Raw genomic sequence first — 15,152 nt, 5'->3', positions numbered from 1 at the left:
GATTCCCGTCATCGAAAATGGTCGTTCCTGATAGATTCATTCCCTCAGGTTATGAATCAGGGGAAATCCGATGCTCGACCCGCGCCTCCGGCACCGGCACATCCAGTGTTTTCTGGAGGTGGCGCGGCGGCGCAGCGTCGGCCGGGCGGCCGACGCCCTGGCGCTCAGCCAGCCGGCGGTGTCGAAGACGCTGATCGAGCTGGAGGAGATCCTGGGCGTGGCGCTGATGGACCGCAGCCGCCGCGGCGTCACGCTGACCGAGTTCGGGGAGGTGTTCCAGCGCCACGCCGCCGCCAGCATGGTGGCGCTGCGGCAGGCGGTGGACAGCGTGGCGCAGGTGCGCATGGGGGGGGCCGCGACCATCCGCATCGGCGTGCTGCCCACGGTGGCCGCAAAGCTGGCGCCGGACGCGGTGCTGCGCTTCCAGCAAGCGCGCACGGGCGTGGTGGTCAACCTCGCCAGCGGCCCCAACGGCCATCTGCTGGACCGGCTGCGTGGCGGCGACCTGGATCTGGTGATCGGCCGGCTGGGCGCGCCCGAGCAGATGCGCGACCTCGCCTTCGTGCATCTCTATTCGGAGCGCGTGTCGGTCGTCGTGCGGCCGGGCCACCCGCTCACGCGCGTGGCGGAGCTGGATCTGGCGCGCATCGCCGATTACACGGTGCTGCTTCCCGACCGCGACGCGGTGACCCGCCCGGCGGTGGAGCGGCTGCTGATCGCCGGCGGGGTCGGCGACCTGCCGCGGCGGATCGAGACGGTGTCCACCACCTTCGGCCGCAGCTTCACCCGCGCCACCGACGCGGTGTGGATCATCTCGTATGGCGTGGCCGAGCCCGACCTCCGCGAGGGCACCCTGGTGGAGCTGCCCGCCGACACAAGCGACACCAGCGGCCCCGTCGGCCTGACCACCCGCGCCGACACCGACCCCTCCCCGCCGCTGCGCCTGTTCATGGAGGCGGTGCGGCAGGCGGCGGAGGGGCGGTGACGCCAACCGCCACCGCGTCTATCGCGGGACGGGAAGCTCCACCGTCTGGCCCACGACGTCGATCGCCACCTTGCCGCGAAGCCCGCGGGAGCCCCCATTTTCGAGCAGTTCATGCGCGTCGCCGATGCGGGCCAGTGGCAGCACCGCGCCGATCACCGGCTTGATCAGGCCGCGTTCGACCAGGTTGGTCAGCGCGTCGAGCTTGCCCCGGTTCTGGCGTGTGAACACGAAATGGTAGGCGGCGTTCTTTCCCCAGGCCTCGATCAGGTTCTGCGGCTGCGCGATGTCGACGATGCTGACCAGCCGTCCGGCATCCGCAAGGACCCGAGCGCTCCTCGTCAGGGTGTCGCCGCCGATGGTGTCGAACACGACGTTCACCCCGTGCCCGTGCGTCAGGTCCGCCACCGCCGAGACGTAGTCGTCGGCGCTGTGGTCGATCACCTCGTCCGCCCCGAGCGATCGCACGAACTCATGGTTGCTGCGGCGCGCCGTCGTGATGACCCGCGCGCCCATCGCCTTGGCAAGCTGGATCGCCACGCTCCCCACGCCGCCGGCACCGCCATGGATCAGAATGGTCTCGCTGACGGCAAGCTGGGCGCGGGTCACTAGGGCTTCCCAGACCGTCCCGCCGACCAGCGTCAGGCTGGCGGCTTCCAGATGGCTGATGGTGCTCGGCTTGCGCCCGACCAGCTCGACATCGGCGACGTGCTGCTCCGCATAGGAGCCGGGGCCGCCGAAAATCCTGGGCGTGTAATAGACCTCGTCGCCGACGTCGAACTCGGTCACGGCCGCTCCCCTCTCTTCCACGACCCCGGAAATGTCGTGGCCGATGATGGCGGGGAGCGGCACGTGGTCGGTGTAGTCGCCACGCCGAATCTGATAGTCCAAAGGATTGATGGCGGTGGCGTGGACACGCACCCGGATCTGCCGTGGTCCGACGACCGGTACGGCAACCTCGCGCATCTCGAACGCGTCGAAGCCACCGAATTTGACGAGCAGGATCGCCTTCATGGTGTCGGTCATGTTCGTACCTTCTCAGAAAAGGCCGGGGCGGCGGGGGCGCCGTCGTGCTGGTGATCCCCGCCGCCTCCCGGCAGCCTGGTCCGTTGCCGGCTACGCCCGGATCAGCGTGCCGCGCCCTCCACCGGCGTGTTGAGGAGCTGCTGCTCCCACAGATAGGCGATGCCGCTGCCGCCGGCGTGCTGGACGATCACGTCGGTCAGTGGCACGGCCGTGTCCATCCGCGCCCAGTCGCGCTGCCATTCCGCCGCGATCGCCAGCCACGTCATCATGTTGGCGCCGGCCGCGATCATGCGCTGGATGGCGATCTGGTGCGCCTCGACCGAGACACCGCCCGAGGCGTCGGTGATCACCGTCACGTCCCAGCCTTCGCCGAGCGCCTGGATCACCGGCATGGCGACGCACACCTCGGTCCACAGACCGGCGATGACGAGCTGCTTGCGGCCGGTCGCCTTGACGGCGTCGACCACCTTGGGATCCTCCCAGGTGTTGATGAAGGTCCGGTCGATCACCTCCTGGCCGGGGAACACGTCGGTGATCTGCGGGAAGAGCAGGCCGCCGCGGGCGGCGATCACCGTGGTCAGGATGGTGGGCACGCCGAAGGCCTTGGCGGCCTTCGCCAGGCCGGCCGTGTTGTTGATCACCATCTGCGGCTCGTGGCTGTTCACGTTCGCAAGCTGGTAGGGCTGGTGATCGATCAGGACGAGCACCGAATCCTCGGGACGGAGGAGCGACGCGAGGCCGTTGCGGAAGGTCATCTCTGTTCCCTGTTGTCTTTGGATGGGATCGACGCGCCGGGAAACCTGCGCTTCCCGCGACGTCGTCCGGGTGGACAGTGCCATTCCGGTGTGTGGTACGGTAGCCGCGGCCCTTGGCACACTGTGTCGCCGAACCGGGAACGCCGCGTGGACATCGAAGATCTCCGAACCTTCGTGGAAGTCGCCGACGCCGGTGGCCTGACATCCGCGGCGCGTCGTCTCGGTCTTTCCAAGTCGATCGTCAGCCGACGGCTGGCGCGGCTGGAGCAGGACCTTGGCGTCCAGTTGCTGGCGCGAAGCACACGCGGCGCGGCACTGACCGAGGCGGGGGTCACATTGCGGGATCACGCCGCCAGAGCTTGCGCGGAGGTTGACGCCGCCCGTGAAGCGATACTACCGGAGGGGGAGCTTCGCGGCCGGTTGCGCGTCGCCGTGCCGCTGACCTTCGGCCCGACCCACTTCGCGCATGTGTTCGCCGAGATGGCGCGGCGCCATCCGCATCTTCACATCCACACCAGCTACAGCGACCGCTTCGTGGACCTCATCGCCGAGGGCTACGACTGCGCCATCCGGCTCGGCCATCTTCCGGACTCCAACCTGATCGCGCGGCGGATCGGCCCGATCCATGGAACCCTGGTGGCCAGCCCCGACTACATCGCCGAGCACGGGGCACCGGAAACGCCCGACGCGCTGATCGCCCATCAGGCGCTGATGCAGGGCACCGAGAGCTGGCAGTTCCTGGACGGCGGGACGACGGTCACGCTGCGCCCACAAGGGCGCTTCAAGGCCGACAACGGGACCGCCCTGGTCGCCGCCGCCCTGGCCGGGCTCGGCATCGCCTATCTGCCCGAGGGCCTGATCCGGGAGCACCTCGCCTCCGGCGCGCTGGTGCCGGTGATGACGCGCCACCCGATCCGGCCGGCGGGCATCTATGTGGTCCGTCCGCCGGGCCAGCATCCGACCCGCAAGGTGCGGATTCTCATCGAGATGCTGATCGCCTGCTTCGGAACCGCGTCCGACGTGGTGGGCACGGCCCCCGAATGAGCGGAGCGACGGAGGCTGGTGACGGCACGCCGTGGAAATGCTAAGAACGCTTCGCATTCGCTTTCCCCACCCGCCCCCGTCATGTCCGACGCCGCCTCCAGCGACCTCCTCGCCCTCGTGCAGGTGCATTACCAGGACCTGCTGCGCCTGCTCACCCGCCGGCTTGGCTGCGCCTCGCTGGCGGCCGACGTGGTGCAGGACCTGTGCGTGCGGCTGCGCGAGCTGGGCGGGGACGCCTCGGCGGCCATCGCCAACCCCCGTGCCTATCTGTTCCGCATGGCCGGCAACCTCGCCACCGACCACCAGCGCCGCGCCCGCGCCATCCAGCGCCACCTCAGCCCCGACCCGGTGCCGGACGCTCTCGCCTGCGACCGGCCGGCGGCCGACGACGTGCTGCACCAGCGCCAGCGGCTGCTGGCCCTGCGCGCCGCCATCGACGCGCTGCCGCCGCGCTGCCGCGAGGTGTTCCTGCTCCACCGTTTCACCGGCCTGTCGCACCCGGAGATCGCGCGGCGCCTCGGCATCTCCGTCAGCATGGTGGAGAAGCACGTCCAGCGGGCGATGGCGCAGTGCCGCGACCATCTGCGCCGGCTCGACGGCTGACGGCACCCTGATGACCGACCATCCGCCCGCCCCCGCGCCGGCTTCCGGACCAGCCTCCCCCGCCGCCGCCACAGCCGACGCGGTCGAGGCCGAGGCGCTGCGCTGGTTCCTGGCGCGCGACGCCGGCGGCCACGCCGACCCGGCCCTCGCCGCGTGGCTGGCCGCCGACCCCGCCCACCGCCGCGCCTACGAGGCGCTGGCCGCAGCGTGGGACGATCTGGGTGGGCTGGAGGATCTGGCCGCCGAGGCGCGGCGGCTGGAACGCGCCACGGCAACCCCGGCCATCCGCCGCCCGAACCGCCGCGGTGCGCTGGCGCTGGCCGGCGGGGCGCTGGCCGCCGGGCTGCTGGGCGTCGCGATCGGGCCGGCGCTGCTGCGCGGCTGGCGGGCCGACCATGCCACCGGGGTGGGCGAGGTGGCGACGCGGCGGCTGGCCGACGGCAGCGTCCTGACGCTCGACGCCGATTCCGCCCTGTCGATCGACATGACCGGCGACGGGCGGCGGGTGGAGCTGCTGCGCGGGCGCGCGTGGTTCGCCGTCGCCCCCGATCAGGACCGCCCCTTCCTGGTGCGGGCGGGGGCCGGCACCACCAGTGCCGTCGGCGCCGAATTCTCGGTCGGCCATGTGGGGGCGGATGTCGAGGTGACCGTCGGCGCCCGCACCGTCGCGGTCGCCCTCGACGCCGCAACGGACACCGCGACCGACAGCGCGCCGACCCGGCGGCTGTCGGCCGGCGAGCGGGGCCGCTACGGGCCGGACGGCTTCGCCGCCATGGCCGCGGTCGACCCCGCCGTGGCGCAGGCGTGGCGCACCGGCAAGCTGGTGTTCGAGGACCGCCCGCTGGCCGAGGTGGTGGAGGAGATCGCCCGCTACCACCCCGGCCGCATCCTGATCACCGACGACGCGGTGGCCGGCCGCCGGGTCAGCGGCGTGGTCGACGGGCGCGACCCCGACCGCGCGCTGCGCGCCATCGTCGGCACCCTGCCGGTGCGCCTGCAGAGCTTCGGCCCCTACCTGACCCTGCTGCACCGCGCCTGACCGTTCCGAACTTTTTTTCATGAGCGGGGTGTGGGGCGCCGCCGCGGCTTTCGTCCTAGCCAATATGCGACTGCAAGTCGTTCGCATGATGGCGAGAACGGGGGATGACGATGGCGGTTCGGGTGCGGGGACGCGGGGTGCGGCGGCTGTGCGGGGCGCTGCTGGCGGGGGTGGCGCTGTCAGCGCCGGGGTTTGCCGGGGCGCAGGCGCAAACACCGACGCCGTCGGCCCCGGCCGAAACGGCCGCGGTGCGGAGCTTCGCGATCCCGCCGCAGCCGCTGGCCTCCGCCCTCACCGCTTTCGGGATGGCCGCCAATCTGGAGGTGGTCTACCCCGCCGGCATGACCGGCACCGCCCGTTCGCCCGGCGTCACCGGACGCTTCCCGGCGACCGAGGCGCTGGCCCGGCTGCTGGCCGGCACCGGCTTCTCCTACCGGATGACCGGGCCGACCTCGGTCACGCTGGTGGAGCTGCGCACCGACGGCAGCGTCACGCTGGATCCGGTCATGGTGCGGGGTGCCGGGGCCGGCCCCTATGGTCCCGACAGCGGCTACACCGTCCGCCGCAGCGCCGCCGGCACCAAGACCGACACGCCGATCCTGGAGACGCCGCAGTCCATCTCGGTGGTCACCGCCCCGCGGATCGAGGCGATGGGCGCCACCAACGTGAAGGAGGCGCTGAGCTACACCCCCGGCATCGAGATCGCCCCCTACGGCACCGATTCCCGTTTCGACTGGGTCCAGCTCCGCGGCTTCGACGTCTACACGCCCGGCTTCTACCTGGACGGGCTGCAACTGCGCAACATCGACACCTGGTCGGTGTGGCGGGTCGAGAATTACAGCGCGGAGCGGATCGAGGTGCTGCGCGGCCCCTCCTCGGTCCTCTACGGGCAGAGCGGGCCGGGCGGGCTGGTCAATGTGGTGAGCAAGCGCCCGACCGCCACGCCGCAGGGCGAGCTGCGGTTGCAGCTCGGCACCGACGCCCACCGCCAGCTCGCCGGCGACGTCTCCGGTCCGGTCGATGCGGAGGGGCGTGTGCTCTACCGCTTCATCGCGCTGCTCCAGGATGCCGAACTGGCGGCGGAGGGCATGCCGAACGACCGCGTGTTCGTGGCACCGTCCGTCACCCTGCGCCCGAACGACGACACCACGCTGACCCTGCTGGCGCAGTACAGCAAGAGCTGGTCCGGCACCCTGACCCGCAACGCCCCGGAGGTCGGGTCGCTGATCGCCACACCGGCCGGCACCAAGGTTCCGTCCTCCACCTACAACGGGGAGCCCGATTACAACCATGTCTTCCAGCAGCAATGGTCGCTGGGCTATCTGCTGGAGCATCGGGTGAACGACGCGGTGACCCTGCGCCAGAACGCCCGTTACAACCATCTCGACATCGACTACCGGCAGGTCAACGGGCGCAACTTCATCGCCGTCAACGGCGACGAGACCGACCCGGCCAACTACCGGACGGTGCGGCGCAGCGTGTTCACCAGCGACGAGACGCTGGGCAGCCTGACCATCGACAACCAGGCGCAGTTCGACCAGCGCTTCGGACGGTGGTCCAACCGGGTGCTGGGGGGTCTCGATTACCAGCGCACGCGGGTGGATCAGGTCACCGTGTCCGGCGGCAGCGTGGCCCCGCTCGACCTCTACGCGCCCGTCTACGGTTCCCCCGTCATCCCGGCGGCGCCCTATTGGGACGGGCGGACCACGGTGTCGCAGTTGGGCGTCTATCTGCAGGACCAGCTCAAGTTCGACGAACGCTGGGTGCTGACCGTCGGCGGCCGCTACGACCGCGCGCGCGTCCAGGCGGTCAACGAGGTGGACGGCACCGATATCGACGACACCGTCCACCGGCTGACCGGCCGGGCCGGGCTGGTCTATCTGCACCCGAGCGGGCTCGCCCCCTATGTGAGCTATTCGGAATCCTTCGTGCCGAGCGCGGTCGTGGACCCCGCCACCGGCAAGCTGATGGAGCCCGAGACCGGCCGCCAGTACGAAGCCGGTCTGCGCTACCAACCGCCGGGGACCGACGACACCTACGGCATCGCCGTGTTCGACCTGCGCCGCCGGAACTACGTCACCTACGATCTGGACGCCATGCCGCGCCAGACCGGCGAGGTCACCGTGCGCGGGGTGGAGCTGGAAGCGGTGGTGCAGCCCCTGCCCGGCCTCACCCTCACGGCCGCCTATGCGTGGACGCCCAAGGCCGACGTCACCGCCAGCAGCAACCCCGACGAGGTCGGCAAGCAACTGAACGCCGTGTCGAAGCACCGCGGCTCGCTGTGGGCCGACTACCGGCTCCCCGGCGGGCTGAAGTTCGGTGCCGGCGTGCGTTACAACGGCTCAAACCACGGTATGGGGGAAACCACGGTGGCCGCCGTGCCGTCCTACACGCTGTTCGACGCCATGATCGGCTACGAGTTCGAGGACTGGAACCTCGCGCTCAACGCCCGCAACCTCACCGACAAGGAGTACATCGCCAATTGCTCCTACGGAAGCTGCTACTACGGCGAGCAGCGCACGGTGATGGCGACGGTCAGCCGGCGCTGGTGACCGCTCACCGGCAGGCGCGGAAGCGCCCCATGTCGAGGTGGAAGTGGTCGCGGTGGGCGGCGTTGTAGTCCGGCCCGAGCACCACGTCGAAGAAGCGGCAGGCGCCGTTCCGCGCGTCGCGCAGGAAGGCGGCCTTGCGTGGGTCGGCGCTGTCCCAGTCGGCGGGCAGGGCGATGCGGGTGCCGTCGGCGAGCGTGAAGCCGGCGATGTCGATGGCGTTGCCGGTGGCGTGCTCGCTGCGCCGCCCCTCCGCCCGGCCGTACAGGTTGCGGCAGGAATAGGTGCCGAGATGCCGCACCCCCACCACCCGGCTGCCGAAATGCGCCTCGGCCGCCGGCTGCAGCGCGTGCCGCTCGAACAGCAGCCACGCCGCGGCGACGGCGCAGGTGGCGGTGACGCCGTCGTTGAAGCGTACACCCGTGCGCTCCACGCGCACGGCGTCGGTGAAGCCGCAGCCCTCTGCAGTCTGCCGGTCGGGCACGGGGGTGAAGGGCTGGCCGGCGCCGTGCAGCACCAGACGGCACAGCACCCCGTCCTCCTCCAGCCGGTGCAGCTTGTGGCGGGTCAGCAGGCCGGGCTCCGCGTCGATGCGCAGCGGCGCCCAGGGGTCGTACGCCTCGGGCAGCACGATCACCCCCTGCCACACCAGCGGGGCCAGCACGGCCAGCCCCGCCAGCACCAGCAGCGACACCCAGCGCAGCAACCGCCCCATCAAGCCCTCACCCTGCCGTCCCCGACCCACCCTTGAACGCGGCGGCGGGACGATCGTCCCCGCCCGGTGTTCCCCAGGAAGCACCGGAAGGGAGGCGATTTCATGGACGAGACGACGCTGCGGCGGATGGCCGAGGCGCTGGGCGACACCCCGGTCTTCGACAAGCACCAGACCGGGGAGATCATCACCATCCGCCTGCGCGACCTGCTGGAGGATGTCCGCAGCTTCGACCCCATCTCGGTCGATGAGGTGCTGATGACGCTGGCGAAGCGCGCCGCGGCGGCTCAGTAGCCGACGGTGACCGCGGCGTTGACGATGTAGATCAGGTCGTTGCGGTCGCCCTTGTCGGGCAGAACCACGCCGCTCGGCGTCACCATGCCGCCCGGCACCACCTCGACCGTCACCTGACCGTAGGGGAAGACGGCGCGCACCGCGTCGTGATCGACCTTGTCCGCGTCGTCGGGCACGGCCAGCCGCACATGCACCTTCATGCGGCTGCTGTCGCCGCCGACGAGCGTGCGCATGCCGGGAAGCGAGTTGCGCTCGATGGCGTTGCGCACGGCGCGGCAGGCGGCCTTGGTCACGTCCTGCCCGTGCAGGTCGGCCCCCATGCCCAGTTCGATGAACATCACGTGATCCATACCCGGTGTCTCCGTCCCTCATGTGTGCGGTACCGTGCGGGACACCGGTTTGCCCAGGAATTGGGCAACTGGCGCCGCCGCTGGCAGCGGCATGATGCCACGGTCTGCGCCGCAGCGCGCTCCCGATGGTGGCACAGCGCTTGAATAAGGCCGGGCAAACCACCCGTTGGAGACTGTCATGCGTTTCGCCAAGTTCCTCGGGGCCGTCGGCTTCGCCGCCGCCCTGTTCGCCGCCGCCGCACCCGGACCCGCGCGTGCCGACGCGCTGGAAACCATCACCAAGGCGGGCGTGCTCAAGGTGGCGGTGCCGCAGGACTTCCCGCCCTTCGGCTCGGTCGGCCCCGACCTGAAGCCGCTCGGCTACGACATCGACACCGCCACCCTGATCGCCAAGGAGCTGGGCGTGAAGGTGGAGCTGGTGCCGGTGACCAGCACCAACCGCATCCCCTACCTGACCACCGGCAAGGCCGACCTCGTCATCTCCAGCCTCGGCAAGAACGCCGAGCGCGAGAAGGTCATCGACTTCTCGGTCGCCTACGCCCCCTTCTTCAACGGCGTGTTCGGGCCGGACAACGTGAAGGCCGACAAGGTGGACGATCTCGCCGGCAAGGCGGTGGGCGTGACCCGCGGCTCGGTGGAGGACATCGAGCTGTCGAAGGTGGCACCGGCGTCGGCCAACATCCGCCGCTACGAGGACAACAACGGCACCATCTCCGCCTTCCTGTCGGGGCAGGTGGAGCTGATCGCCACCGGCAACGTGGTGGCCGCCGCCATCCTGGAGCGCAACCCGCCGCGCAAGCCGGTGTCAAAGTTCCTGATCAAGAACTCCCCCTGCTTCATCGGCGTGAGCAAGGGCGAGACGGCGCTGCTGGAAAAGGTCAACGCCATCATCGCCAAGGCGAAGACCGACGGCTCGCTCGACGCCATCGCCCAGAAGTGGCTGAAGGCCCCCCTGCCGAAGGACCTCTGACACCCCCGTCCCCGTCATCCCCGCGACGGCGGGGATGACGGGACTGGCGATTTCCACCGGCGACGGGATACCCCATGGCCTACAGTTTCGATTTCCCCGCCGTGTTCGATTACACGCCGGTGCTGGTGGACGGCGTGGTGTTGACGGCGGCGCTGACCGTGGTCAGCACGGTCGCCGGGGTGTCGATCGGCATCGCCGGGGCGGCGGCCCGCACCTCCGGCGTCAAGGCGCTGGACACCGCCGTCGGCGTGTATGTGGAGGTGATCCGCAACACGCCCTTCCTGGTGCAGCTCTTCTTCATCTTCTTCGGCCTGCCGACCCTGGGGATACGGCTGCCGGAGTGGCAGGCGGCGGTGCTGGCGATGGTGGTCAACCTCGGCGCCTACTCCACCGAGATCATCCGCGCCGGCATCCAGGCCACGCCCAGGGGCCTGATCGAGGCGGGGGAGAGCCTCGCCATGACGCGGGCCGAGATTTTCCGCCACATCGTCATCAAGCCGGCGATGAAGAAGATCTGGCCGGCGCTGTCCAGCCAGATCGTCATCGTCATGCTGGGCTCGTCCGTCTGCTCGCAGATCGCGGCGGAGGAGCTGACCTTCGCCGCCAACTTCATCCAATCCCGCAATTTCCGGCCCTTCGAGGTCTATTTCGTGGTGACCGCCCTCTATCTGGGGCTGGCGGTGCTGCTGCGCTGGCTGCTGGCACGGTTCGGAAACCTGGTGTTCGCGCGGAGGGCTGCCCGTGCCTGAATTCACGACCTGGGACATCCTCTACAACCTGATCCTGGCGGCGCGCTGGACGGTGGTGCTGTCCATCCTGGCCTTCATCTGCGGCGGCATCGCCGGGCTTCTGGTGCTGCTGGGCCGCGTGTCGCCGCTCCCCTGGCTGCGCCGGACGATGAACCTCTACATCGAGCTGTTCCAGGGGACGCCTCTGCTGATGCAGATCTTCATCGTCTTCTTCGCCTTCCCGCTGATGGGGGTGGAGACGACGGCCTGGACCGCGGCGGTGGTGGCCCTCACCCTCTTCACCAGCGCCTATCTGGCCGAGATCTGGCGCGGCTGCGTGGAATCGGTGCCCAAGGGCCAGTGGGAGGCGTCGGAAAGCCTCGCCATGAGCTTCACCGAGCAGATGCGTTACGTGATCCTGCCGCAGGCGCTGCGCGTGGCGGTGCCGCCTACGGTTGGTTTCTCGGTGCAGGTGATCAAGGGCACAGCGGTGACGTCCATCATCGGCTTCGTGGAGCTGACCAAGGCCGGCACCATGATCACCAACGCCACCTTCCAGCCCTTCCTCGTCTACGGCCTCGTCGGCCTGCTCTATTTCGCGCTGTGCTACCCGCTGTCGGTGTACGCCAAGCGCCTGGAAAGGACGCTCCATGTCGCTCGTTAAGCTGACCGGCATCCACAAGTCCTACGGCGACAACGAGGTGCTGAAGGGCATCGACCTGAAGGTGAACGAGGGTCAGGTCGTCGCCCTGATCGGCCGCAGCGGCTCCGGCAAGAGCACGCTGCTGCGCACCATCAACGGGCTGGAACGGATCAACCAGGGCTCCATCGAGGTGGACGGCGCCTGCGTCGATCCCGGCCAGTCCGACCTGCGGGCCCTGCGCCTCAAGGTCGGCATGGTGTTCCAGCAGTTCAACCTGTTCCCCCACCTGACCGCCGGCCAGAACGTCATGCTGGCCCCGGTGGTGGTGAAGAAGCAGTCCAAGGCCGACGTCCGCACCATCGCGGAGGAGGCGCTGGCCAAGGTCGGGCTGGCCGACAAGTTCGACGCCTACCCCGACCAGCTCTCGGGCGGCCAGCAGCAGCGCGTCGCCATCGCCCGCTCGCTGGCCATGAAGCCGCGGGTGATGCTCTGCGACGAGATCACCTCCGCCCTCGACCCCGAGCTGGTGAACGAGGTGCTGGCTGTCGTCCGCAAACTGGCCGAGGAGGGCATGACCCTGCTGCTGGTCACCCACGAAATGCGCTTCGCCCGCGAGGTCTGCGACACCCTGGTCTTCATGCACAAGGGCCGCATCGCCGAACAGGGCGCCCCGGAGGAGGTCTTCACGAAGCCAGCGACGCCGGAACTGGCGCAGTTCATTGGGATGGTGACGGAGCGGTAGGGACGCCGAGGTCAACGGCCGGGTCTACGCGATGAACTGACCCGGCCAATACCCAACTAAGAATGCTTCCTGGTGCAGACTCGTAATTCCAATTGCGGTAATTTCCGCAAGATTGTTTCGGAAGAATTTAACAAACATCTATTTCTCCTCTTCATCAATATACGAAACACTTATAGGCTCACCGTTCTTGCAGTTTTGAATGAAAATTTCTTTTGAAATTGGCCCAACTGCTCCCACATTTTTTTCAGAGTCGAAAATTATCAAACGCCAAAGATTTTCCCCACCAAAATCTAGATAGACCTTAGCGCCAGAATCGGCCCAGTTATGGAGAAGACGACTTCGCCCCCACCAATTTATCTTATAAGCAAGCGGATTATTCTGAACCGGCCCGCTGATACCAATGTTAAAGTAAGTCAAATCAAACGAGTTTCGCAATCCATCAACCACCCAAATCATATTTTTGTAAAACGCTTCTCGCTCATATCTTTCAGTATGATGAATGATGGAATGCTGAAATTCGATTACAAATCCATAGGGAGTTTTGATATCGGCAATATGTCTCTCTCCGGAATAGGGGTCGATATGGCTTACCTCTTGCCAATCCATTGGGAAGCAATTTTTCCATGCACGATGCCAATTAGTCTCGGTTTCCCACCATGGATCACAAGGTGGACAGCCTTTATGAGCCCAGTGCCAAATTTTCACGCGCCCGCATTTGGCAACCATTTCAGCATCACAATTAGGGCAGTGCCCTTTTAATTTTGGCTGTGCTTCCGACTTTTTGCCATCTACGATCGCATATCGCATACATCGCCTCATTCATTTATCAGCTTCTGCTGACTGCGCGTAAGGTATAAATTTTTCGGTTAAAATTCCAATCAAGTTTAACTCTAGCACTCCAAGCGAGCCTGCCACTCTCAGGGCTATTTGAGGAGATTTGCTTCCACACCTCCCCATAAAATGTAGCGAGGCTGGCTAGCAATATCAGTGCGAACCCCATCAGCACCGGTGAGTTGATCGAGAGGGAATGATCCTCTTGCCTGACCGCATCAAGAAGCACTCCAGCATCGTAGCAGCCTTCTAAAAGGGGCTATTATTTGGCGGCAAGATCCATATCATTTCTCGCCATAGCACCCTCGCCCCACCGGGGAGAGGGTGGAGCCGGAGGCTCCGGGTGAGGGGGCTGCGCCGCGGCTGTCGGGCGCTACGGAACCTCTCCCGCCCCGGGAGAGGTCGGCGCCGGCAGGCGCCGGGTGAGGGTCTGCGCCGGGGCTCCGCCCAAGATTGCTGCCGAGGACCCTCACCCGGACGGCTGACGCCGTCCACCCTCTCCCGGGGCGGGAGAGGGTTACCCCCCCCACCCGGCGCTGCGCGCCACCCTCCCCCGCTGGGCGGGGGAGGGTTCTTTCATCACGCCACCGCCGCAATCGGCTTCGGCAGCAGAGGGCTGTCCACCTCGATCAGCTCGCCCGCGCGCAGCGAGAACGCCGGGACGAACATCTGGTCGGCCGTCACCGTCTCGCCGCTGTTGTCGCTGAGCTGCCAGCGGCCGGGGAGGAGGTCGAGGACGGCCACGTCGGCGGCCATGCCGGGGGTCAGCGCGCCGATCTCGTCGGACATGCCCACCATATGGGCAGGGTTGGTGGTGACGGTCTTCATCACCTCCATCAGCGGCACGCCGAGCGCCAGCAGCTCGGTCATCGCGTGGGCGAGGCTGAAGGGGGCGACGCCGAAGAAGGGGTTGGCGCTGCGGTCCGCGTCGTTGGCCGCACTCGGGGCTTTCACGTTGTAGCCGTGCATGTCCGCCCCCAGCGTCGTCGGCAGGATGCCGGCGGCCAGCGTGCGGCGCGCCATCTCGAAGCTGAAGTGGGAGCCGTGGCCGACATCCACCGTCAGCCCCAGCTCCAGCGCCTTGTGGATGATCGGGTGCACCTCGCCGGTCTTGGTGGAGATGAAGCCGCCGGGGTGGCGGGTGAAGGGGTGGGCCAGGATGTCGCCCGGCTCCAGGATGGGGATCAGCTCCTCCACCAGCAGGTCGGGGTCGACCGCCTCGCCGTCCTCCGCGTCCGGCCACAGACGGCCGAGATGGACGTAGAGCGGCACGCCGACGCCGACCGCGATCTTCTTGGCGAGCTTCATCACCTCCAGCCCCCAGCGGGACGCTCCGCCCATCTCGCAATGGGCCTTGATGCCCTTCACGAGGTCGCGGTTGGCGAGGCCGACGCGGATGGTCGCCTCCACATCCACGCAGTCGGGGCGGTAGAGCTGCGGGTAGTAATGCCCCTCCAGACCGCCCACCAGATAGGCGGACAGGAAGCACAGCGTGCGCGAGCGCGACGGCTCGGCGATGAAGCGGCGGAAGCCCGGCAGCGTCATCAGGCTGGGGCCGCCCTGGTCCACCAGCGTGGACACGCCCGACCGCACGCCCACCATGTCGGGGTTCAGCCCGAAGCGGCCGGTCACCCCCTCGTACACATGGGCGTGGGTATCGATCAGGCCGGGGGCGACGAGGCGGCCGGTCACGTCGATGACGCGCGCGGCGGCCTCCTCCGGCAACCGGTCGGCCACCGCCTTGATGCGGCCCCCCTGGATGCCGACGTCGCCGGCCGCGTCGCGCCCGCTGGCGGGATCGAGGATGCGCCCACCCCGGAGGATGAGATCGAAGCTGTGCGGTTCTGACATGCTCTGGCCTTGCTGAGCGAGGGTTCCCGATGC

Annotated in this window: 16 protein-coding genes; 10 read left to right on the top strand and 6 right to left on the bottom strand. The window is 68.2% G+C overall.

From position 1 onward, the window contains the following. Positions 1-70: 70 nt before the first annotated feature. Entirely contained in the window at positions 71-985 is a 915-nt protein-coding gene (gene pcaQ, locus HL658_RS08840; protein WP_180281578.1) for a pca operon transcription factor PcaQ, read from the top strand. Between the two features lie 18 nt (positions 986-1,003). Here pcaQ and HL658_RS08835 read toward each other — a convergent pair whose 3' ends face one another. Both HL658_RS08835 and HL658_RS08830 read right to left on the bottom strand, forming a co-directional pair. Beyond that, positions 1,004-2,008 (bottom strand): zinc-binding dehydrogenase, encoded by a 1,005-nt coding sequence (locus HL658_RS08835; RefSeq protein WP_180281577.1) that lies wholly within the window; start codon positions 2,006-2,008, stop codon positions 1,004-1,006. A gap of 101 nt (positions 2,009-2,109) precedes the next feature. Continuing rightward, positions 2,110-2,763, bottom strand: a complete 654-nt coding sequence (locus HL658_RS08830) for a hydrolase (protein WP_180281576.1) — start codon at positions 2,761-2,763, stop codon at positions 2,110-2,112. A 147-nt stretch (positions 2,764-2,910) separates the two neighbouring features. Between HL658_RS08830 and HL658_RS08825 the strand changes: the two genes are divergently transcribed. The 4 genes from HL658_RS08825 (at position 2,911) to HL658_RS08810 (ending at position 8,001) form a co-directional block, all read left to right on the top strand. Then, on the top strand, positions 2,911-3,807 hold the full coding sequence (locus HL658_RS08825; protein ID WP_180281575.1) for a LysR substrate-binding domain-containing protein: 897 nt from the start codon (positions 2,911-2,913) through the stop codon (positions 3,805-3,807). Positions 3,808-3,888: 81 nt separating this feature from the next. Next, positions 3,889-4,410 (top strand): RNA polymerase sigma factor, encoded by a 522-nt coding sequence (locus HL658_RS08820; RefSeq protein WP_180281574.1) that lies wholly within the window; start codon positions 3,889-3,891, stop codon positions 4,408-4,410. Between the two features lie 10 nt (positions 4,411-4,420). Then, positions 4,421-5,449: a FecR family protein gene (locus HL658_RS08815; RefSeq protein WP_180281573.1), complete on the top strand. Its 1,029-nt coding sequence runs from the start codon at positions 4,421-4,423 to the stop codon at positions 5,447-5,449. 104 nt (positions 5,450-5,553) lie between these two features. Next, on the top strand, positions 5,554-8,001 hold the full coding sequence (locus HL658_RS08810) for a TonB-dependent siderophore receptor (protein ID WP_180281572.1): 2,448 nt from the start codon (positions 5,554-5,556) through the stop codon (positions 7,999-8,001). A 4-nt stretch (positions 8,002-8,005) separates the two neighbouring features. Here the strand turns inward: HL658_RS08810 and HL658_RS08805 are convergent, their stop codons facing one another. Further along, positions 8,006-8,713: an extensin-like domain-containing protein gene (locus tag HL658_RS08805; RefSeq protein ID WP_180281571.1), complete on the bottom strand. Its 708-nt coding sequence runs from the start codon at positions 8,711-8,713 to the stop codon at positions 8,006-8,008. Positions 8,714-8,815: 102 nt separating this feature from the next. Between HL658_RS08805 and HL658_RS08800 the strand changes: the two genes are divergently transcribed. Next, the gene (locus tag HL658_RS08800; RefSeq protein WP_180281570.1) at positions 8,816-9,004 is read left to right on the top strand and encodes a hypothetical protein; all 189 of its coding nucleotides are present in this window, start codon (positions 8,816-8,818) and stop codon (positions 9,002-9,004) included. Here the strand turns inward: HL658_RS08800 and HL658_RS08795 are convergent. Continuing rightward, on the bottom strand, positions 8,998-9,354 hold the full coding sequence (locus tag HL658_RS08795; RefSeq protein WP_180281569.1) for a Lin0512 family protein: 357 nt from the start codon (positions 9,352-9,354) through the stop codon (positions 8,998-9,000). The genes HL658_RS08800 and HL658_RS08795 overlap by 7 nt on opposite strands. Before the next feature lie 178 nt (positions 9,355-9,532). Between HL658_RS08795 and HL658_RS08790 the strand changes: the two genes are divergently transcribed. The 4 genes from HL658_RS08790 (at position 9,533) to HL658_RS08775 (ending at position 12,437) form a co-directional block, all read left to right on the top strand. Further along, a complete protein-coding gene (locus tag HL658_RS08790) occupies positions 9,533-10,324 on the top strand; it encodes a transporter substrate-binding domain-containing protein (RefSeq protein WP_180281568.1) in 792 nt (263 codons plus the stop codon). Positions 10,325-10,398: 74 nt separating this feature from the next. Further along, positions 10,399-11,073 (top strand): amino acid ABC transporter permease, encoded by a 675-nt coding sequence (locus HL658_RS08785; protein WP_180281567.1) that lies wholly within the window; start codon positions 10,399-10,401, stop codon positions 11,071-11,073. Then, positions 11,066-11,716: an ABC transporter permease subunit gene (locus tag HL658_RS08780; protein WP_180281566.1), complete on the top strand. Its 651-nt coding sequence runs from the start codon at positions 11,066-11,068 to the stop codon at positions 11,714-11,716. Before HL658_RS08785 ends, HL658_RS08780 begins: the two co-directional genes overlap by 8 nt. Continuing rightward, a complete protein-coding gene (locus tag HL658_RS08775; RefSeq protein WP_180281565.1) occupies positions 11,703-12,437 on the top strand; it encodes an amino acid ABC transporter ATP-binding protein in 735 nt (244 codons plus the stop codon). Before HL658_RS08780 ends, HL658_RS08775 begins: the two co-directional genes overlap by 14 nt. 138 nt (positions 12,438-12,575) lie before the next feature. Here HL658_RS08775 and HL658_RS08770 read toward each other — a convergent pair whose 3' ends face one another. Then, positions 12,576-13,244, bottom strand: coding sequence for a competence protein CoiA (locus HL658_RS08770; RefSeq protein ID WP_180281564.1), 669 nt, complete (start codon positions 13,242-13,244; stop codon positions 12,576-12,578). Between the two features lie 603 nt (positions 13,245-13,847). Next, the gene (locus HL658_RS08765) at positions 13,848-15,119 is read right to left on the bottom strand and encodes an amidohydrolase/deacetylase family metallohydrolase (RefSeq protein ID WP_180281563.1); all 1,272 of its coding nucleotides are present in this window, start codon (positions 15,117-15,119) and stop codon (positions 13,848-13,850) included. Positions 15,120-15,152 lie beyond the last annotated feature (33 nt).

It is taken from the genome of Azospirillum oleiclasticum (assembly GCF_013423485.1).
In the GTDB taxonomy this organism is placed as follows: domain Bacteria; phylum Pseudomonadota; class Alphaproteobacteria; order Azospirillales; family Azospirillaceae; genus Azospirillum; species Azospirillum oleiclasticum.
Note: the sequence above shows the minus strand (reverse complement) of the source record. Positions and strands in the feature narration are given on the sequence as shown.

Bases quoted from the DNA above. Each gene is read 5' to 3' on its own strand.
- pcaQ (WP_180281578.1), top strand. From the start codon at position 71: ATGCTCGACCCGCGCCTCCGGCACCGGCACATCCAGTGTTTTCTGGAG.
- HL658_RS08835 (WP_180281577.1), bottom strand. From the start codon at position 2,008: ATGACCGACACCATGAAGGCGATCCTGCTCGTCAAATTCGGTGGCTTC.
- HL658_RS08830 (WP_180281576.1), bottom strand. From the start codon at position 2,763: ATGACCTTCCGCAACGGCCTCGCGTCGCTCCTCCGTCCCGAGGATTCG.
- HL658_RS08820 (WP_180281574.1), top strand. From the start codon at position 3,889: ATGTCCGACGCCGCCTCCAGCGACCTCCTCGCCCTCGTGCAGGTGCAT.
- HL658_RS08815 (WP_180281573.1), top strand. From the start codon at position 4,421: ATGACCGACCATCCGCCCGCCCCCGCGCCGGCTTCCGGACCAGCCTCC.
- HL658_RS08810 (WP_180281572.1), top strand. From the start codon at position 5,554: ATGACGATGGCGGTTCGGGTGCGGGGACGCGGGGTGCGGCGGCTGTGC.
- HL658_RS08805 (WP_180281571.1), bottom strand. From the start codon at position 8,713: ATGGGGCGGTTGCTGCGCTGGGTGTCGCTGCTGGTGCTGGCGGGGCTG.
- HL658_RS08800 (WP_180281570.1), top strand. From the start codon at position 8,816: ATGGACGAGACGACGCTGCGGCGGATGGCCGAGGCGCTGGGCGACACC.
- HL658_RS08795 (WP_180281569.1), bottom strand. From the start codon at position 9,354: ATGGATCACGTGATGTTCATCGAACTGGGCATGGGGGCCGACCTGCAC.
- HL658_RS08790 (WP_180281568.1), top strand. From the start codon at position 9,533: ATGCGTTTCGCCAAGTTCCTCGGGGCCGTCGGCTTCGCCGCCGCCCTG.
- HL658_RS08785 (WP_180281567.1), top strand. From the start codon at position 10,399: ATGGCCTACAGTTTCGATTTCCCCGCCGTGTTCGATTACACGCCGGTG.
- HL658_RS08775 (WP_180281565.1), top strand. From the start codon at position 11,703: ATGTCGCTCGTTAAGCTGACCGGCATCCACAAGTCCTACGGCGACAAC.
- HL658_RS08770 (WP_180281564.1), bottom strand. From the start codon at position 13,244: ATGCGATATGCGATCGTAGATGGCAAAAAGTCGGAAGCACAGCCAAAA.
- HL658_RS08765 (WP_180281563.1), bottom strand. From the start codon at position 15,119: ATGTCAGAACCGCACAGCTTCGATCTCATCCTCCGGGGTGGGCGCATC.